This is a genomic window from Achromobacter sp. 18P8.1.1, assembly GCF_057799415.1.
Genome location: NZ_JBYOKH010000057.1, coordinates 1 through 19,369 on the forward strand (window position 1 = coordinate 1; position 19,369 = coordinate 19,369).

Sequence of the window (19,369 nt, forward strand, 5' to 3'; positions counted from 1 at the left end):
TTTTTTTTGGGGGGGTGGGGGGGGGGGGGGGGGGGGGGGGGCGCCCCCCCCCCCCCCCCCCCCCCCCCCCCCGGTTCACATCAGTTCTCGCAAGTGCGGGGCGTGATGTTCTTTTCCTTGGCGTACTTGGCCGCGGCTTCCTTGACCATCGGGTCCAGAATGGTCTTGTCGGCCTGATACCAGTCGGAGGCGACCTTGAACTTGGCGCCGTCCCACTGCACGATGCGGGCCCAGTCGTCGCCCTTGTGGTTGCTGCACGAGGTCTTCACCGGGCGCATGATCTGGCCAAAGCCCAGCTTGTCCAGCTTCTCTTGCGTCAGGTTCAGGTTCTCGAAGCCCCAACGCACCTGGTCGGGCGTCAATGCCTTGCCTTTGCCGAACTTCTCTTGCGCCGTGCGGATCGCTTCCACTTGCAGCATCGAAATCATCATGCCGCGCGTGTGGGCGATGGTGCCCAACGTGTTCTTGGCCGTCTTGTCCGAGCCCTGGCCCTTGTCGTAGACGAACTTCTTCAGGTCGTCATAGACCTTGTCGTGCTCGGCGCCGCTGTTGTGCACGGTGATGGCGTTGTAGCCCTTGGCGACGTCGCCCAGGTCCTTCACGTCGCCTTCAGAGCCGGCCCACCAGATCGCGTACATCTTGTCGCGGGGGTAGCCGCTGGCCTGCGCTTCGCGGATGGCGGTCGGCGTCATGATGCCCGCGCTCCACAGCAGCACATAGGCCGGACGCGCCTGGCGGATCTGCAGCCACGTGGACTTCTGTTCCACACCCGGCGCCGTCACCGGATACAGCACCAGCTCGAAGCCTTCCTTGGCGGCGCGTTTCTGCAGCAGCGGGATCGGTTCCTTGCCGTAGGGCGAGTCGTGGTAGACCAGGGCGATCTTCTTGCCCTTGAGCTTGTCCATGCCGCCTTCTTTCTTGGCGATGTCCTGGATCATCACGTCGGCCGCGGTCCAGTATGTGCCCAGGAGCGGGAAGTTCCACTCGAAGACGCTGCCGTCCACCGACTGCGACAGCCCGTAGCCCATCGTTTCGACGGGCACCTTGTCGACCATGGCCTTGTCGCTGACCGCAAACGTGATGCCGGTGGATTGGGTGTCGAAGCCCGAAGCCCCCGTGCCCTTGCCCTTCAGGCGCTCATAGCATTCCACGCCGCGGTCGGTGGCGTAGGCGGTCTCGCATTCTTCGTACGTGATCTTGACGCCGTTGACGCCGCCATCGCGCTCGTTGACCAGCTTCAGGTAGTCCAGCTTGCCATCTGCCCAGGGAATGCCCAGCGGCGCGAACGACCCGGTGCGATACACCAGCAACGGAACGAACTGCTCTTCGGCCGCCATTGCCGGCGTGGCCACGGCGCCGACGGCGCCGACTGCGGCCACCAGGGCTGCCGCCAACTTCAGGTTAAGACGCTTCATCTCCATTTACCTCCTGCGTGGTGTTTGGGGCAGTAAACCCTGGGACACCGGGATTGGCCCGGTCTTGAGCCGGGTATTCAGGATGTGGGCCGCGGCACTTTTGCCGCCGCGGTCCGCAGAAATCAATGCGAAATCAAAATACGGTCAATGCGGGAACGGCCAGATGCGCAGCTTCTCTTTGCCAATGCTCCACAAGCGCGCCAGCCCGTGCGGTTCGGCGATCAGGAAGAACACGATCAGCGCGCCGAACACCATGTGTTCGATGTGCGCGGCGGTGTCGACCGACAGCGGGATGCCGAGCGCGTGGGGGATGTTCGACAGCGCCACGGGCACCAGCACGATGAAGGCCGCGCCGAAGAAGCTGCCGATGATCGAACCCAGCCCGCCGATGATCACCATGAACAGCAGCTGGAACGAACGCGTCAGGTCGAACGCCAACGGCTCCCACGAACCCAGGTGGATGTAGCCCCACAAGGCGCCGGCTACGCCGACGATGAACGAACTGACGGCGAACGCGGTGAGCTTGGCGTACATGGGCCGGATGCCGATGACGGAGGCCGCCACGTCCATGTCGCGGATCGCCATCCACTGGCGGCCGATGGCGCCGCGCACCAGGTTCTTGGCCAGCAGGCTGAAGATCACCACCAGGATCAGCACGAACAGGTACTTCTCCAGCGCGCTCTGCACGGGCAGGCCGAAGGCCGTCAGCGGCGGCACCGACACGTTGCCCGACGACGAGTAGTTGGTGAAGAACGGGATGCGCAGGAACGCCCAGTCCACGAAGAACTGCGCGGCCAGCGTGGCGACAGCCAGGTACAGGCCCCGGATGCGCAGGCTGGGGATGCCGAAGATCACGCCCACGATCGTGGCGAAGCAACCGCCCAGCAGGATCTGGATGACCAGCGGCATTCCGGGAAAGCGCACGCCGAAGTTCCAGGCCGCATAGGCGCCCACGGCCATGAAGGCGCCGGTGCCCAGCGAGATCTGGCCGCAGTACCCGACCAGGATGTTCAAGCCCACGGCGGCCAGCGACAGGATCAGGAACGGGATCAGGATGGCGCGCAGCAGGTAGTCGGACGACAGCGCCGGCACGGCGATGAACGCCACGGCCAGCAGCAGCCAGATGAAGATGCGGTCCTGGCGGATCGGGAAGATCTGCTGGTCGGCCCGGTAGCTGGTCTTGAATTGGCCGTTTTCGCGATAGAACATGTTTTTATCCTAGAGGGCCTGGTGGTTACACGCGGTCGATGATCTTCTCGCCGAACAGCCCTTGCGGACGGAACAGCAGGAACACCAGCGCCAGCACATAGGCGAACCAGATTTCGATACCGCCGCCCACGAGCGACCCCAGGTAGACCTCGGACAGCTTTTCCCCCACGCCGATGATGAGGCCGCCCAGGATGGCGCCCGGCACCGACGTCAGGCCGCCCAGGATCACCACCGGCAATGCGCGCAGCGCCGCGGTGGACAGCGTGAACTGCACGCCGAACTTCGAGCCCCAGATGATGCCGGCGACCAGCGCGACCAAGCCCGCCACGCACCACACGATCACCCAGATGCGGTTCAGCGGGATGCCGATGGATTGCGCGGCCTGGTGGTCGTCGGCCACCGCGCGCAGCGCGCGGCCGGTCGAGGTGTATTGGAAGAACAGCGCCAGCACGGCCACCAGCAGGGCGGCGATCACGGCGGCCGTCAGGTCTTCCAGGTTGATGAGCAGCCCGCCTTCGAAGACGGTGTCCAGGATCATCATCGGATCCTTGGGCATGCCCACGTTGATGGAATACACCGAGCTGCCGAACGTGATCTGGCCCAGGCCGTCCAGGAAATAGCTGATGCCCAGCGTGGCCATCAACAGGGTCGTGGCTTCCTGGTTGACCAGGTGGCGCAGCACGAAGCGTTCGATGGCGACGGCCAGGAGGAACATCACCATGGCGCTGACGATGAACGCCAGCACGTTGGCCAGGATCATGTTGTCAAAGCCGAGCCAGCGCGGTATCCATTCCGAAAAACGCGCCATGGACAGCGCGGCGACCAGCACCATCGCGCCCTGCGCGAAGTTGAAGACGCCCGACGCCTTGAAGATCAGGACGAAGCCCAGGCCGATCAGCGCATACATCATGCCGCTCATCAGGCCGCCGAATAAGGTCTCTAGAAAAAATCCCATGTCTGTTCGCCTTAGTGCGAGACGCCGAGGTAGGCGCGGATGACGTCTTCATTCGCGCGGACTTCGTCCGGACGCCCGTCGCCGATCTTCTTGCCGTAGTCCAGCACCACCACGCGGTCCGAGATATCCATGACCACGCCCATGTCGTGCTCGATCAGCACGATGGTCGTGCCGAATTCGTCGTTCACATCCAGGATGAAGCGGCTCATGTCCTGCTTTTCCTCGATGTTCATGCCGGCCATCGGCTCGTCCAGCAGCAAGAGGCGCGGCTCCATCGCCAACGCGCGGCCCAGGTCCACGCGCTTTTGCAGGCCGTAGGGCAGGCGGCCGACGGGCGTCTTGCGATAGGCCTGGATCTCCAGGAAGTCGACGATGTTCTCGACGAATTCGCGGTGCTGCGTCTCTTCGCGCTCGGCCGGCCCCAACCGGAAGGCTTGCGACAGCAGCCCGCACTTCATGCGCAGGTTGCGGCCGGTCATGATGTTGTCCAGCACGCTCATGCCTTTGAACAAGGCCAGGTTCTGGAATGTGCGCGCGATGCCCATTTCGGCGGCGCGGCGCGGATTCATCTTCGAGAAGCGTTCGCCCCGGAACGCGATGCCGCCTTGCTGCGGCGTGTAGACGCCGTTGATGACGTTCAGCATCGAACTTTTGCCCGCGCCGTTGGGGCCGATGATGGCGCGGATCTCGTGCTCGCGCACATTGAAGGAAATGTCCGTCAGCGCTTTGACGCCGCCAAAGGACAAGGAGATGTTCTGCATGTCCAGCATGACGTCGCCGATACGCTGGTCGCGGTCGTTGTTGCTCATGATCTCTACGCGGCCTTGGCAGTGATGGCGGGGAACGTCTTGACGGGGCGGATCTTCAGGTCGGCCGAGATCTTGCCGGAGCGTCCGTCTTCGAACTTCACTTCGGTCTCGATGAACTGCGATTGCTTGCCGCCGAACAGGGCGTCGATCAGCACGCCGTACTTTTGCGCGATGAAGGCGCGGCGCACCTTGCGCGTGCGGGTCAGTTCGTCGTCGTCCGGGTCCAGTTCCTTGTGCAGGATCAGGAAGCGGCTGACCTGCGAGGCCGAGAGCTTCGGGTCGGTGGCCAGGTCGGCATTGACCTGTTCCACGCATTCCGCGATCAGCTGATAGACCTCGTCCTTGGCGGCCAGGTCGGTATAGCCGGCGTAGGGCAGCCCGCGGCGCTCGGCCCAGTTGCCCACGGCTTCCAGATCGATGTTGATGAAAGCGCAGACATCTTCGCGATCCGCGCCGAAGGCCACGGCTTCCTTGATGTGCTGGAAGAACTTGAGCTTGTTCTCGATGTACTTGGGCGCGAACAGGCTGCCGTTGGCCAGCTTGCCCACGTCTTTCGCGCGGTCGATGATCTTCAACTGGCCATCGGTGTCCAGGTAGCCGGCGTCGCCGGTATGGAACCACCCGTCGGCGCTGCGCGCTTCGGCCGTCGCGTCCGGATTGCGGTAGTACTCCTTGAAGAGGCCCGGACTCTTGACGAGGATCTCGCCGTTGTCCGCCACCCGGATCTCCACGCCGGCCACCGGCGGGCCGACGGTATCGTCGCGCACGTGGCCGTCGGGCTGCACGCAGACGAACACGGACGTTTCGGTCGAGCCGTACAGCTGCTTCAAGTTGATGCCGATGGAGCGGTAGAAGACGAACAGGTCGGGGCCGATGGCCTCGCCCGCGGTGTAGGCCACGCGCACGCGGCTCATGCCCAGCGCGTTGCGCAAGGGGCCGTAGATCAGCACGTTGCCCAGCGCATAGCGCAGGCGGTCCCAGGCGTTGACGGATTCGCCGTCCAGGATCTTGGTGCCCACGCGGCGCGCCAGGTTCATGCAGGCGCCGAACAGCTTGCGCTTGATGAAGCCCGCGTCTTCCATGCGGATCATCACATGCGTCAGCAGGCCTTCCAGCACGCGCGGCGGCGCGAAGTAGTAAGTGGGGCCGATGTCGCGCATGTCGATCGACACCGTGTCGGGCGATTCGGGATGGTTCACGGTAAATCCCGTGACCAGCAGCTGCGTGTACGAGAACATGTTCTGGCCGATCCACGCGGGCGGCAGATAGGCCAGCACGTCTTCCTGGTCGGTCAGCTTCTCCATGTCGGACACGGCGCGTGCGCGGTCGATCAACGCATGGTGGGTCAGCACCACGCCTTTGGGCTTGCCCGTGGTGCCCGAGGTATAGAACATGGCGGCCGGATCGTGCGGCTGCACGGCGGCGATGGCGCGGTCCAGGTAGTCGGCGTGCTGGGCGGCGTATTCCTGGCCCAGCGTCTCCAGCTTCTCATAAGACAGCAGCATGGGGTCCGCGTAATGGCGCAGGCCGCGCGGATCGTCAAACACCACGTGCTTCAACGCCGGGCACTGCTCGCGCACTTCCAGCATCTTATCGACCTGCTCCTGGTCTTCCACGACGGCCACGCTGATCTCGGCGTCTTGCAGCACGTAGACCATTTCTTGCGCGACGGCATCCTGGTAGAGCGGAACGGGGATTGCGCCCAACGACTGCGCGGCCATCATCGCCATATACAGGCGCGGACGGTTTTCACCGATGACAGCGACGTGCATGCCGGGACGGATGCCCAACGAGGCAAGGCCGTTCGCCACGTGCCGGACATGTTCGGCCACGTCGGACCACGTAAGGGTTTGCCAGATCCCCAGATCTTTCTCACGTATCGCGGGCCGCGACCCACGAACTTTGGCATGCGCGAACAGCAGCGCTGGAAAGGTGTCCAGCGCCGCCGGCACCTGTGCAGATGCGGGCGATGAATGTGCCACGTTGTCTCCTCCGGTTTGGGCACATCGCGCCAGGGGTCCGCGGGAGCGGCAGTGGCGATGAAGGGCTTGACCAGTTGGTTTTAGATTTACGGCAGGAGTTAAGGTATAAGGTTGGGTTGCTACCAACTGTCACCATCGCGACATTCAAGGAACTTTTAGGGTATTCCCGATGCAGCTAGCCGACTCCCTGCAACTCGCCGCGGCCTGGTTCCGTTTGCTCAACGCCGAACAGCAAACGCGCGTCGAGCGGGACCTGACCGTGCAGCAAGCTGTTGCCGGATCGATCATAGAGCGCAAAGGTGAACTCGCCCAGGCATGGATTGGCGTATTGGCCGGATTGGTCAAGGTGTCGGTCGGCAATGCGGAAGGCAAGGTCGCGTCGCTGACCGGCGTGCCCGCCGGCGGCTGGATCGGCGAAGGCTCGTTGCTCAAGCGCGAGGTCCGCAAGTACGACATCGTCGCGCTGCGCGATTCGGTGGTGGCGCGCTTGCCGGCCCCCACTTTCGATTGGTTGCTGGACACCAGCATCCCGTTCAACCGTTATCTGCTCCATCAACTGAACGAGCGCGTGGCGCAGTTCATCGGCAAGGCGGAGTACGACCGCCTGCTGGATCCGGATGCGCGCGTGGCCCGCTGCCTGGCCGAGCTCTTCAACCCTTTGCTGTATCCCGGCATGGGGATGCGCCTGACCATTACGCAAGAAGAAGTCGGCTATCTGGCCCGGGTGTCGCGCCAGCGCGCGAACCAGGCGCTGCGCAAGCTGGAAGAGGCGGGCCTCTTGAACGTGGAGTACGGCGCCGTGCGCGTGCTGGATCTTGACGGCCTGAAACTGTACGGCTCCGACCGCAGCGCGGTCGAGGGCGAACAGGCGCTCTGAGCGCGCGCAGATTTCTTTTTGAAAAAAGCGCTTGACGTTAAATAGCGCGCTATTTAATATTGCGCAATGAAATCCAGACCCAAACCCAAAGGCGCTTTCAACCCGCTGCTGCTGGACAGCCAGCTGTGTTTCGCCCTGTACTCGACCTCGCTGGCGATGAACAAGGTGTACCGCAAGCTGCTGCGCGGTCTGGACCTGACCTATCCACAGTACCTGGTGATGCTGGTGCTGTGGGAGGGCGACGAGATAACGGTGACGGATATCGGCGACCGCCTGTTCCTGGATTCCGCGACGCTCACGCCGTTGCTCAAGCGCCTGGAGGCCGCAGGCCTGGTCAGCCGCAAGCGCGCCGTGGACGACGAGCGCCAGGTGATCGTGTCGCTGACCAAGCAAGGCCGCGACCTGCGCGAGCAGGCCCAAACCGTGCCCCACGCCATCGCCGGTGCAGCACAATGCACCCTGGACGAGGCGCAGGGCATGATGAAGACGCTGCACGCACTGCGGGAAAAGCTGGCCGACAGTATTTGAAGTGAGGGGTGACGCGCGCCGCCATCCGCTTAAATAAATAGTGCACGATATAGTTGTGTGCTATTAATATAGTCAGCAGGTTTGCATGTCATCGGTAAACGCCAGAGCGGGAGGGCCCGCCCGGCGAGGCAGTTCAACTTTCATCCTACAAAGGAAACGCACCATGTCTATCGAAAAAGTCCTCTACCGCGCCAATGCCACCGCAACCGGCGGCCGCGAAGGCCGTGGCGTCAGCGATGACGGCAACCTCGACGTCAAGCTGACCACGCCGCGCGAACTGGGCGGTGCGGGCGCAGCCGGCACCAATCCGGAACAATTGTTTGCCGTGGGCTATTCCGCCTGCTTCCTGGGCGCCATGAAGTTCGTCGGCGGCCGCGACAAGATCGCCATTCCGTCGGACGTGTCGGTGAACGGCATCGTCGGCATCGGCCCGATCCCGACGGGCTTCGGCATCGAAGTCGAATTGAAGATCTCGCTGCCCGGGATGGAGCGCGAGTTGGCGGAGAAGCTGGTGGCCGCGGCGCATATCGTTTGCCCTTACTCGAATGCGACGCGTGGCAATATTGACGTGACGTTGACGATTGTCTGATCGTTGGGTTTTTTTGGGGCGCGTGGGCGAGCTTCGTAGGACGCCCGCCGACTGCGGCCGCCCGGGCGGCGCGCAATCGGCATACGCGCTTCTGGGCATCGTGGCGATGCTCGCTTGCGCGCCACCCGCCTCTCGCAGTCGCCGTAGGATGGGTGGAGCGCGGCAATTCCGTCACAGGAACGATGCTAGATATCGCGCGCAACCCATCGTGCCGTCGTTGATTGATGTGAATGATATGCGCCGATGAAAGCGATGTCCGTCCTGCGTCGATGATGGGTTACGTGCGGCATGCTGCGGTCTTCGTAGCTAGACTCGAACGCACTCCACCCATCCTACGAAAAACAGCAAGACGCACGCACCAGTAGGATGGGTGGAGCGCGGCAAATCCGTTACAGGAACGATGCTAGACATCGCGCGCAACCCATCGTGCCGTCATCCTTCGATTGCGCATGATGCGTGGCGAGCGCCGATGAAAGCGATGTCAGGCATGCGTCGATGATGGGTTACGTGCGGCACGCTGCGGTCTTCGTAGCTGGACTCGAACGCACTCCACCCATCCTACGAAAAACAGCAAGACGCACGCACCACACGCGAAGCGGCATCACCCCGACGCAAGACTTCGCGTAAGCCCCACGAGGCCGCCCGCGCGGCCGGCATGGGGCGGGCCCCGCAAGACCCTCCACCACACCCCACCATTGATGCGAAGCCATAGAAAACCATTCGCCCCAGTTGCGGTGAAACGTCAGCTTCCAGAGCCTGTCGTGTCGGTGGCCTGCGGGATGCGGGGAGTCGATAAGCCCGAGGGAATCTGAAGGCGGTTGCCGTAGGCAACAACGAAGATGACGAAGGGGAAGTCCGGAGCGAAGGCTCCGGACCGCAATCGTTGACCCGCGTCCCGCAGGCCACCGGCGCGTCAGGCGTCTTAAGAACCTCGCCCCAGCAAATCAAACCCCTTTAATGCCCACCCCCCAAATAAGCCGCCACCACCGCCGGATCATCCCGTAACTTCTCCGCGCTCCCATGCACGGAGATCCGCCCGTTCTCCAGCACATACCCATAATCCGCCACATTCAACGCCGCGGCCGCGAACTGTTCCACCAGCAGCATCGTCACGCCCTCGTCCTTTAACCGCGCAATGATCCGGAACACTTCCTCAACCAGGATCGGCGCCAGCCCCATCGACGGTTCGTCCAGCAGCACCAGTTCAGGATTCAGCATCACCGCGCGCGCCATTGCCAGCATCTGCTGCTCACCCCCCGACAGCGTGCCGGCCAATTGCTCGCGGCGTTCCTTCAGCCGCGGGAACAGGTCCATGGCGCGCCCCAGGTCGGCCTGCACGTCGCCCTTGGGGCGGCTGCCCGTCAGGCGCGGGAAGGCCCCCAACAGCAGGTTGTCGGTCACCGACAGCGTCGGGAACACCCGACGACCCTCCGGCGAATGGGCCAGGCCCAATCGCGCGATGCGGTGGGATTCCAGGCCGTCAATGCGCTTGCCGCTTAGCGTGACCTCGCCCGCGGTCGGGCGGATCATGCCGGATAGCGCACGCATCGTCGTGGTCTTGCCGGCGCCGTTCGAGCCGATCAGCGTCACGACCTTCGCCTTCGGCACCTCCATGCTGATGCCGTGCAGCACCTTCACCTTGCCGTAACCCGCTTCCAGATTCTTGATCGATAGCATCTTGTTGTCCTCTTGGCGTCAGGCGGGCGCGCCGCCCAGATACGCCTCGATAACCTTGGCGTTGCTTTGCACTTCGTTCGGCAGGCCTTCGGCAATCTTCTGGCCGAAGTCCAGTACCGACACCGTGTCGCACACTCCCATCACTACATCCATATGGTGTTCGATGAGGATCAGCGTGATGCCGTGGTCGCGCACCTTGCGGATGATGGCCAGCAGCTCGACGATGTCGGGCGCCGTCAGGCCGGCCGCGGGCTCGTCCAGCAGCAGCAACTGCGGGTCCAGCGCCAGCGCGCGGGCGATTTCCAGCAGGCGCTGCTTGCCATACGGCAGGTTGCGGGCTTCCTCGCTGGCCAGCGACTCCAGACCCACGAATTCCAGCAGCGCCATCGCGCGGGCCCGGGCGCCTTGCTCTTCGCCCTTCCACTTCGGCGTGCGCAGGGCGATGCCGGCCAGCCCGGTGGTGAAGGTGTGGTGCAGGCCCACCAGCACGTTCTCCAGCGCGGTCATTTCGCCGAACAGCTGCACGTTCTGGAAGGTGCGCGCGATGCCGGCGGCGGCGATGTCCGCGGGCGCCAGGCCAACCAGCGACTTGCCCGAGAATTCCACCGCGCCGGCGGTCGGCACATAGATGCCGGTCAGCACGTTCATCATGGTGCTCTTGCCGGACCCGTTAGGGCCGATCAGGCCGTGGATGGTGCCGCGCTTGATGGTCAGGTCCACCTCGTTCAACGCCTTCAGGCCGCCGAACTGCATCAGCACGCTCTTGGCCGTCAGCAGCGTTTCGCCCTTGCCGGCCACGGCCGCTGCTTCGGGGACCGCGTCTTGTTCCTTCACCAGGTCCGACTTGACCGTCAGCGCCGCGCGGCGGGTCGAGAAGAACAGGTTGCGGACGAAGCCGACAATGCCGTCGGGCAGGTAATACACGACGAACAGGATCATGGCGCCGAAGATGGTCAGGCGCCAGTCGGTCACGGCGTCCAGCCAATACGAGAAGACCGCCAGCACGATGGTGCCGACGACGGGCACCACCACGCGCCGCGGTTCGGCGCGGCCCTTGGACACCGCGACGATGCTGCCCACCGTTACCAGGATGGCCACGGCCAGTGCGATCAGCCGGAAGGTGCCGATGTCGTCCAGCATCTTGGGCAGCAGCACGATGATGGACGCGCCCAGCAGGGCGCCCGTGCGGCTCTTGCGGCCGCCCATGATGATGGCCAGCAGGAACAGGATGGTCAGTTCGAAGTTGTACGTGTTGGGCGAGATGTACTGTTCAGAGTAGGAGTACAGCGCGCCCGCCAGGCCGGCGAAACCGGCGCTGATCACGAAGGCGAATACCTTGTGCCGGTAGACCGACACGCCCATGCAGTCCGATGCGATCGGGCTGTCGCGCAGGGCCTCGAAGGAACGGCCCAGGTGCGACTTCATGATGCGGTGCACGACGATCAGCGAGATCACCAGCAGCGCGCCTACCAGCCAGAAGTACTCGCTCTTGGTCAGGATGTGCCCGCCGATGGACGGCTTGGGAATCTTGATGCCCAAGGGGCCTTCGGTCATGAAGGTCATCTCGTTGATCAGGATCTGGATGATGGTGCCGAACGCCAGCGTCACCATGGCCAGGTACGGCCCCGTGACCCGCAGCGCCGGCAGCGCCAGCACTGCGCCGAACGCCGCCGCGATCAGGATCGCGGCGGGCAGTATCACCCAGATGGGCATCTGCAGATGGAAGAACAATACGCCGGCGACATACGAGCCGATGCCGAACAGCCCGGCATGGCCCAGCGACACCTGGCCGGTGTAACCCACCACGATATCGAGCCCGAACAGCAGGATCGAATAGATCATGATGGTTTCGATCAGGTGCAGGTAATACGTGTTGGTCACGCCCAGCGGCACGGCGGCCAGGCAGGCCACGGCCACGACGGATAGCAATAGGTGCAAGGGTTTCATCGCTTACACCTTCTTGATCGCGGTCTTGCCGAACAGGCCGGCGGGCTTGAAGGTCAGAACAAGCAGCAGCAACACCAATCCCGGCACGTCTTTGTACCCCGTCGAAAGATAGAAACCGGTGGTCGTCTCGGCGATCCCCAGGATCAGCCCGCCCACCACGACGCCCATCCCGCTGGACAGGCCGCCGATGATCGCCACGGCGAACGCCTTCAGGCCCAGCACCGCGCCCATGGTGGCGCCGGTCAGCGTCAGCGGCGCCACCAGCACGCCAGCGAACGCCGCGGTCAGCGACGACAACGCATACGAGAAGGTGATCACCATGCCGGTGTTGATGCCCATCAGGCCGGCTGCGTCGCGGTCATTGGAGGTGGCCACGAAGGCCTTGCCGTAGATGGACTTGCGATTGAAGATTTCCACCAGGATCATCATGCCCAGCGCCCCGAATACGACCAGCAGCTCCATGGGCAGCACGTTGGCGCCGAACACCTGGATCGGCGCCTCGGGCAGCGGGGAGGGGAAGCGCAGGTCGTCGCGGCCCCAAATGTTTTCGGCCACGTTCTTGAAGATGATCCCCAAGGCGATGGTGGCCATGATCCAGCCGAACTCCGACCGCGTCTTGATGGCCGGCCGCACGCCGACCCGTTCGACGAGCGCGCCTTGCGCGAAGCCGAATATGCAGACGATGGGGATCATGACCCAGTAGTTCACGCCCAGGCCGACCAGCGTCAGCCCGACCAGCGCGCCCAGCATCAGGGCTTCGCCCTGGCCGAAGTTCAGGGTGCCCGACGTGGCGAAAGTAAGCTGGTATCCGAACGCGATGACGGCATAGATCATGCCTAGCGCGATACCGCTATAGATAAGCTGTAGAAGAATCATGGTGTGTGTCTTGAGGCGCTGTGTTCCGTCCCAACCCCCTTGGGCAGAACGCTGTTTTCAGGCGGCTGCATGCCCCGCACCCGATGCCCGGGGCGCGGGCGGCGGCGGCCGGGAAGCCGCCGCCTTCCTGCTTTTTTCCAGGCTTAGTTGGCCTTGACGACGCGGCCGCCCTTGACCTCGCCGATGACCACTTCCTTCGCGGTGATCGCGTCGTGGTTGTCGTGCGTGAACGGCTTGTTGTAGGTCATCACCACGCCTTCGACCGGCGTTTGCAGGTTTTCAAGCGCTTCGCGGACCTTCGGGCCGTCGGTGGAGTTGGCCTGCTTGATGGCGGCTGCCAGCAGGAAGATCGAGTCGTAGCCCTGGGCCGCCGACACCGGCGAATCGATGCGGTTGTTCTTGGGCTTGAACTTGGCCAGGTAGGCGTCGATGAACGCCTTGCGCTTGGGGGTGTCAGGGTCCTGGATGAAGGTCTGCGGCATGCGCGCGCCTTCGCCGTTGGTGCCCGAGTTGTCGATGTAGTTGGCCATCGAGAGCGTCCAGCTGCCGATAATCGGCACCTTCCAGCCCAGCTTGGTCATGCCGTTGGCGATCTGCGCCAGTTCGGGGCCGATGCCGTAGGTCAGCACGGCTTCGGCGCCGGCGGCCTTGGCCTTCAAAAGCTGGGCCGTCATGTCGACGTCCTTGATGTTGAACTTTTCGACGGCCACGGCCTTGATGCCCTTGGCGTCCAAGGCCTTTTCCAGGTCTTCGCGGCCCAACTGGCCGTAGTTGGTGGAGTCGGCCAGGATCGCGACCTTCTTGTAGCCGCGGCGGGTGACCGCTTCTTCCACGATCATCGGGGCCTGGATGCTGTCATGCGCCGCGTTGCGGAACACGTAGTTATCGGGGAATTCCGGCGCCTTGAACTGGTGCGTGATCACGCTGCCCGTGGCCACGTTGTTGAACACGGGGATCTTGGCGTCCTGGTAGAAGCGCTGCGAGGCCAGTGCCACGCCCGTATTGATGTAGCCAACCGTGGCCGCGACCTGTTCCTTGTTGATCAGTTCCTGGGCGATCTGCACGCCGCGTTCGTTCTTGGCTTCGTCGTCGCGCTCGACGGCCACTAATTGGCGGCCCAGCACGCCGCCGCTCTTGTTGATTTCCTCAATGGCCAGCCGCACGCCGTCGCGCATGCTCACGCCCATGGATGAGGAGCCGCCGGTGTAGGGGCCGGCCACGCCGATCTTGATGGGGTCGGCGGCGTAGGACGCGGCCGATGCGGCAAATGCAAGGGTTCCTGCTAGCAGCTTCAAACGAAAATCCATGGATGTCTCCGTTGTAATTAGATGAACTGCGTGGAAAACCGGTTGCCGGCGCCAGACGGCGGGAAATCTGATGTTGCGGCGCTCTCCTGTGTTGCGTGTTGTGACTGTCTGCTTAATCGCTTACGCGAATCTGACCCGGCGGGGGTTTTCCGCGTAAATACCTAGTACGGGCGCAAGGGGCGCGGGCCATGCGTTGCAATGCAGCATGGGCAGGCGGGGCAAGCCGAGTCTTGCGGGGCGCCAAGGCGGGCGACGGGCGGACAGCCGCGTTGGCCGCATGCTAGCCAGCGTGGGCAGCAGGCGCGCGGAATTTCATTCCGCCCTTAACTGGAAATTTATTCCTGGCTGGCCGGCAGGCCGCATGGCCATTGGGATGCCTGTTTGCAGACGTCTTCCAGCCATAGGGAAAACGCTTGGACGGCGCGGCCTGGCGGGCGCGAGATTTCGGTGCACAGGTGGTACTGGGATTCGCCGGGGATGTCGATGTCCAGCACGCGCACCAGCTTGCCTTCATCCAGCCATTCCGCGGCCAGGGTGCGGCGGGTCAGTGCCAGCCCCTGGCCGGCGCGGGCGGCGGCCAGCATCATCCCCAGATCCACGAGCCAAACTCCGCGCGAGGGTTCAGGCCAGTCCAGGCCGGCCGCGTCCAGCCAGGGGCGCCAGGGCTCCATCGGGCAGCGCAGCAGGTCGGCGTGGGCAAGGTCCGCGGGGCGATTGAACGGGCCGTGCTTGGCCAGATACGACGGCGAGCACACGGCGAACACGGGGTCGGCCGTGAGTTGGCGCGCGTGCAGGCCGGGATACTTGCCGCTACCGAACCGTACCCAGACGTCGGCGTTGGGCGGCATGATGTCCAGATAGGGGATAGACAACATGATCTCCAGCTCGACGTCCGGATGCGCGGCGGTGAAGCCGGGCAGGTAAGGGATTAGCACCTGGCGGGCAAAGGTGGGTGTCGAGACGACGCGTAGCGGTTCCGGCTTGGGTTCGCCGCGCTTGTGCAGCGAGGCGTCCGACAGCAGGTCCAGCGCGGTGCGCACCTGGTTCAGGTAGTCGCGCCCGGCGGCGCTGAGCGTGGCGCCCCGGCTGCTGCGGATGAAGAGCGAGACGTCCAGCAGGGCTTCCAGCGCGGCGATGCGCTTGCCGATGGCGCTGGCGGTGACGAAGAGTTCTTCGCTCGCGCGTTCGAAAGAGCCCAGGCGGGCGGCCGCTTCGAATGCCTGGATGGCAGCCAGCGGCGGCAGCCGCACATCTTTGGAAGGAGAGGGTCCGCGCATGATCGTCTGGCGGGCCGGCCGTGCGCCCGACGAAAAAGTGGCAACGGAGAGATTATAAAAGTGATGGCGGCGCACCGTCCGAGCGCGCCGCCCTGATGCGGAAAGCGGGGCTTAGACGCCCTTGATGGCCAGGCTGACCGCCAGCCCGGCCATGACCACGGCGATGACGCCGTCCAGGATGCGCCAGGCCGAGGCGTTGGCGAAGAAGCGGGCGAACAGGCGCGAGCCGATGCCCAGCACGGCCAACCACAGCAGGCTGGCGGTGAAGGCGCCGGCGGCGAACGCCATGCGGGCGTCCTCGAAGCCGTGCGCCAATGAGCCCACCACCACCATGTCGAGCCAGAAATGGGGGTTCAGCAGCGAAAAGCCCAGCGCGCCCAGCATGGCGGCGCGACGCGACGGTACTACGTCGCGTGCGGCGGCCAGGCCGCCCGTGGCCGTCCAGGCGCGGCGGGCCGATTGCACGGCGTACCACGTCAGGAAGGCCACGCCGAACCACAGCACGGCGGTCGTCAGCCAGGGGAACCAGGCCGTCAGCGCCTGCAGCCCGGAAACGCTGGCGAAGATGAACACGGCGTCGATCAGCGCGCAGATGGCCACGACGCTGAGCAGATGCGCCCGCATCAGGCCTTGGCGCAGGATGAAGGCGCTTTGCGCGCCCACGACGGCGAACAGGCCCAGCCCGGTGGCGGTTCCGCTGGCCCAGGCGGTCAGGAAGAGGGGGGATGACAAGGTGGCGAACATGATGCAAATACCTGTAACTGCAACGCCTGTGGCGGCGCTTTGATGATGGTTCCAGAGGCATTGCGCACTCTGGTGATAGCGTATTTTCCCTTGCGCGCCAGATGAAATACAGCTAATGTTCCTTCACTATATTAAGTAAAACTAATCCATGAAACTCGATCACGGCAACTTGCGGGCGCTGGCCGCCGTTGTGCGCGAAGGCAGCTTCGAGCGCGCCGCGCTGTCCCTGAGCGTGACGCCGTCGGCGGTGTCGCAACGAATCAAGGCGCTGGAGGACCGCATGGGCCGCTTGCTGGTCCAGCGCACCGTGCCGGCGGCCGCTACGGCGGACGGCCAGGTGCTGGTGCAACTGGCGGAACAGACGGCGCTGCTGGAACACGATGCGCTGAACCGGTTGGGCGTGTCGGACGACGAGGTTCCCCACGCCAGCATCCCCATCGCGGTCAATCACGACAGCCTGGAGACCTGGTTCGTCGACGCGGCCCTCCAGTTTTCGGCTCGGACGCGGGCCACGCTGGACATGCTGTCCGAAGACCAGGACCACACGGCGGCACTGTTGCGCAACGGTTCGGTGCTGGGCGCCGTGACCACGCTGGCCGATCCCGTGCAGGGTTGCCGCATCCACGCGCTGGGCAGCATGCGTTACGTGGCCACCTGCACGCCGGATTTCCATAAGCGCTATTTCGCCCATGGGGTCAACGCGCAGACGTTGGCGGAAGCGCCGGTGCTGGTGTTCAACCGCAAGGACGCCCTGCAGGCGCGGTTCGCGCACAAGATCTCGGACCCGGCGCCGTGGCAGCCGCCTGTCTGGTGGGTGCCTTCCACGCGCGCGTTCGTGCAGGCCACGCTGGGCGGGCTGGGCTGGACGATGAATCCGCTGCCGCTGGTTCAAGAACACCTTGATGCCGGTCAGCTGATGCTGCTTCGGGGCCGCGCCTGGGAGGATGTGCCGCTGTATTGGCAGCATTGGCGGGTAAACTCCGAGGCGATGGAAGCCTTGACCGATTCGGTTCTGTCGGCCGCCCGCAGCTTGGTCCGGCGGCGTTAACCCACTAGGAGGACACCCCATGAACATCCGCAAGTTCGCACTCATTGCCGCCCTGGGCCTGTGTACGGCCGGTTCGGCGTGGGCGAAGGACTACAAGGTCGGCCAGATCGAAATCGACGACCTCTGGGTCCGCGCGTCGGCGCCGGGCCAGTCCAATGGTGCGGGGTATATGGATATCGACAACGATGCCAAGACGGAAGACCGCCTGCTGTCGGTGTCGTCAGAGGCCGCCGAGCGGGTCGAGCTGCACACCGTGCAGACGGAAAACGGCGTGTCGAAGATGCGCCAGGTCGAGGGCGGCATTGCGCTGCCCGCCGATACCGAGGTCAAGCTCAGCCCGGGCGGCTATCACGTCATGTTCATCAAGCTGAAGGCGCCGTTCGCTGACGGCGCAACCGTGCCGGCCACCTTGAAGTTCGAAAAGGCGGGCGAAGTCGCGGTGCAGTTCAAGGTCAAGCCGGCCTCGCACAACCCCGGCATGAGCCACGGCGGCATGGACCACGGCGCGATGAAACACTAAGCGCCCGCGCTGCCCGCGCCTGCTGGCGCGGGTGTGTTTCACCCGAAGTACCAGGAAAGCCAGCCTGATCGGCTCAGTCGGGCGAGCCCGTCCGGATCAGGCAGGTCCACCCTCCATCGGGGCCGCGCGGAGCCGGCTTCGCCGGTCCGCAGCGGCGCCCCCCCTGGGGGGGAAGCGCGCAGCGCTGCGGGGGGGGGAGGTTAATACAGCCCTTGCTGACGCATCGCGTCGGCCACCTTCACGAAACCAGCGATGTTGGCACCGTCCAGGTAGTTGACGTATTCACGCTCGCTATGGCCGTGGCGCACGCAGTTCTCGTGGATGTCGCGCATGATGGCGTGCAGGCGGGCGTCGACCTCTTCGCGCGTCCAGGCCAGGCGGGCGGAGTTCTGGGCCATTTCCAGGCCCGACACGGCCACGCCGCCGGCGTTGGTGGCCTTGCCCGGGGCGTACAGCACGCGGGCGGCGATGAAGGCCTTGGCGGCTTCCAGCGTGGCCGGCATGTTGGCGCCTTCCGCCACGCACAGCACGCCGTTCTTGATCAGCGTTTGCGCATCGGCCAGTTCCAGCTCGTTTTGCGTCGCGCACGGCAGGGCCACGTCGACAGGCACGTGCCACGGGCGCTTGCCGGCTTCGTACGTCAAACCGAATTGCTTGGCATACGTGTCCAGGCGGCCGCGCAGGTCGTTCTTGATGTGCATCAGGGCGACCAGCTTCTCGTGCGTGAAGCCGGCTTCGTCCACCACGGTGCCGTTGGAGTCCGACACGGTGACGACCTTGGCGCCCAGCGACATGGCCTTCTCGATGGCGTATTGCGCCACGTTGCCCGACCCCGAGACCGAAACGCGCAGGCCGTCGAACGACTTGCCGACGCGCTTGAGCATCTCTTCAGCGAAATACACGGTGCCGTAGCCGGTGGCTTCGGGGCGGATCAGGCTGCCGCCGAAGGTCAAGCCCTTGCCCGTGAAGACGCTGGCGGTGGAATTCGACAGCTTTTTCATCATGCCGGCCATGAAGCCGACTTCGCGCGCACCTACGCCGATGTCGCCGGCCGGCACGTCGGTGTCCGGACCCAGGTGGCGATACAGCTCGATCATCAGCGCCTGGCAGAAGCGCATGACTTCAGCATCGGACTTGCCCTTGGGGTCGAAGTCCGAACCGCCCTTGCCGCCGCCCATGGGCAGCGTGGTCAGCGAGTTCTTCAGCGTCTGTTCGAATGCCAGGAACTTCAGGATGGACAGGTTCACCGAGGGGTGGAAACGCATGCCGCCCTTGTACGGGCCGATGGCCGAGCTGTGCTGGATGCGGAAAGCGCGGTTGACCTGGGCACGGCCCTGGTCATCGGTCCAGCACACGCGGAACTGGATCACACGTTCCGGTTCCACCAGACGCTCAAGCAGCGCGTGCTCGGCATAGTGAGGGTGCTTTTCGATGAAAGGCCACAGGCTCAGCATCACCTCCTGGACGGCTTGCATGAACTCAGGCTGCTGCGGGTCGCGCGCGGCGACGCCACGCAGGAAGTCGTCCAGACTCTGCACTTTCAACATGATCTCCTCGGGGGTGCTTCGAACAGGTGCGGGTGTGCGCCGTTTTGGGGCGCGAATTATTT

17 protein-coding genes are annotated in these 19,369 nt (G+C 64.3%); 5 read left to right on the plus strand and 12 right to left on the minus strand.

The window, feature by feature from the left end; all coding sequences use genetic code 11:
• Window positions 1-80: 80 nt before the first annotated feature.
• The 5 genes from AC27VE_RS26255 to AC27VE_RS26275 all read right to left on the minus strand — a co-directional run bounded on the left by AC27VE_RS26255 (window position 81) and on the right by AC27VE_RS26275 (window position 6,370).
• Complete coding sequence (locus AC27VE_RS26255) at window positions 81-1,421, minus strand: ABC transporter substrate-binding protein (protein ID WP_427962285.1); 1,341 nt, start codon at window positions 1,419-1,421, stop codon at window positions 81-83.
• A gap of 138 nt (window positions 1,422-1,559) precedes the next feature.
• Entirely contained in the window at window positions 1,560-2,624 is a 1,065-nt protein-coding gene (locus AC27VE_RS26260) for a branched-chain amino acid ABC transporter permease (protein WP_006224771.1), read from the minus strand.
• Window positions 2,625-2,649: 25 nt separating this feature from the next.
• Window positions 2,650-3,579, minus strand: a complete 930-nt coding sequence (locus tag AC27VE_RS26265; RefSeq protein ID WP_006224770.1) for a branched-chain amino acid ABC transporter permease — start codon at window positions 3,577-3,579, stop codon at window positions 2,650-2,652.
• Between the two features lie 11 nt (window positions 3,580-3,590).
• Complete coding sequence (locus AC27VE_RS26270; protein ID WP_006224769.1) at window positions 3,591-4,388, minus strand: ABC transporter ATP-binding protein; 798 nt, start codon at window positions 4,386-4,388, stop codon at window positions 3,591-3,593.
• A 5-nt stretch (window positions 4,389-4,393) separates the two neighbouring features.
• Window positions 4,394-6,370 carry an AMP-dependent synthetase/ligase gene (locus AC27VE_RS26275; RefSeq protein ID WP_427962283.1) on the minus strand — a complete coding sequence of 659 codons (1,977 nt, stop codon included), beginning with the start codon at window positions 6,368-6,370 and terminating at the stop codon, window positions 4,394-4,396.
• A 169-nt stretch (window positions 6,371-6,539) separates the two neighbouring features.
• Here AC27VE_RS26275 and AC27VE_RS26280 point away from each other — a divergent pair, with 169 nt between their 5' ends.
• From AC27VE_RS26280 to AC27VE_RS26290, 3 genes are all read left to right on the plus strand, one after another.
• Entirely contained in the window at window positions 6,540-7,247 is a 708-nt protein-coding gene (locus AC27VE_RS26280) for a Crp/Fnr family transcriptional regulator (protein ID WP_006224767.1), read from the plus strand.
• A gap of 66 nt (window positions 7,248-7,313) precedes the next feature.
• On the plus strand, window positions 7,314-7,775 hold the full coding sequence (locus AC27VE_RS26285; RefSeq protein ID WP_088588677.1) for a MarR family winged helix-turn-helix transcriptional regulator: 462 nt from the start codon (window positions 7,314-7,316) through the stop codon (window positions 7,773-7,775).
• 163 nt (window positions 7,776-7,938) lie between these two features.
• Window positions 7,939-8,364: an organic hydroperoxide resistance protein gene (locus tag AC27VE_RS26290; RefSeq protein ID WP_006224765.1), complete on the plus strand. Its 426-nt coding sequence runs from the start codon at window positions 7,939-7,941 to the stop codon at window positions 8,362-8,364.
• A 954-nt stretch (window positions 8,365-9,318) separates the two neighbouring features.
• On the opposite strand, the gene AC27VE_RS26295 is transcribed toward AC27VE_RS26290, so the two are convergent.
• From AC27VE_RS26295 to AC27VE_RS26320, 6 genes are all read right to left on the minus strand, one after another.
• Window positions 9,319-10,041 (minus strand): ABC transporter ATP-binding protein, encoded by a 723-nt coding sequence (locus AC27VE_RS26295; protein ID WP_006224764.1) that lies wholly within the window; start codon window positions 10,039-10,041, stop codon window positions 9,319-9,321.
• 18 nt (window positions 10,042-10,059) lie between these two features.
• Window positions 10,060-11,988: a branched-chain amino acid ABC transporter ATP-binding protein/permease gene (locus AC27VE_RS26300; protein WP_427962281.1), complete on the minus strand. Its 1,929-nt coding sequence runs from the start codon at window positions 11,986-11,988 to the stop codon at window positions 10,060-10,062.
• A gap of 3 nt (window positions 11,989-11,991) precedes the next feature.
• On the minus strand, window positions 11,992-12,864 hold the full coding sequence (locus tag AC27VE_RS26305) for a branched-chain amino acid ABC transporter permease (protein WP_088588679.1): 873 nt from the start codon (window positions 12,862-12,864) through the stop codon (window positions 11,992-11,994).
• 143 nt (window positions 12,865-13,007) lie between these two features.
• Complete coding sequence (locus AC27VE_RS26310) at window positions 13,008-14,171, minus strand: ABC transporter substrate-binding protein (protein ID WP_488705417.1); 1,164 nt, start codon at window positions 14,169-14,171, stop codon at window positions 13,008-13,010.
• A 335-nt stretch (window positions 14,172-14,506) separates the two neighbouring features.
• Window positions 14,507-15,448 (minus strand): LysR substrate-binding domain-containing protein, encoded by a 942-nt coding sequence (locus AC27VE_RS26315; RefSeq protein ID WP_427962276.1) that lies wholly within the window; start codon window positions 15,446-15,448, stop codon window positions 14,507-14,509.
• Window positions 15,449-15,559: 111 nt separating this feature from the next.
• Window positions 15,560-16,192, minus strand: a complete 633-nt coding sequence (locus AC27VE_RS26320; protein ID WP_488705418.1) for a LysE/ArgO family amino acid transporter — start codon at window positions 16,190-16,192, stop codon at window positions 15,560-15,562.
• A gap of 148 nt (window positions 16,193-16,340) precedes the next feature.
• Here AC27VE_RS26320 and AC27VE_RS26325 point away from each other — a divergent pair, with 148 nt between their 5' ends.
• Both AC27VE_RS26325 and AC27VE_RS26330 read left to right on the plus strand, forming a co-directional pair.
• Entirely contained in the window at window positions 16,341-17,240 is a 900-nt protein-coding gene (locus AC27VE_RS26325; RefSeq protein WP_088588682.1) for a LysR family transcriptional regulator ArgP, read from the plus strand.
• Between the two features lie 19 nt (window positions 17,241-17,259).
• Entirely contained in the window at window positions 17,260-17,760 is a 501-nt protein-coding gene (locus AC27VE_RS26330) for a copper chaperone PCu(A)C (protein WP_088588683.1), read from the plus strand.
• 200 nt (window positions 17,761-17,960) lie between these two features.
• On the opposite strand, the gene gdhA is transcribed toward AC27VE_RS26330, so the two are convergent.
• A complete protein-coding gene (gene gdhA, locus AC27VE_RS26335; protein WP_006224756.1) occupies window positions 17,961-19,307 on the minus strand; it encodes an NADP-specific glutamate dehydrogenase in 1,347 nt (448 codons plus the stop codon).
• Between the last annotated feature and the right edge of the window lie 62 nt (window positions 19,308-19,369).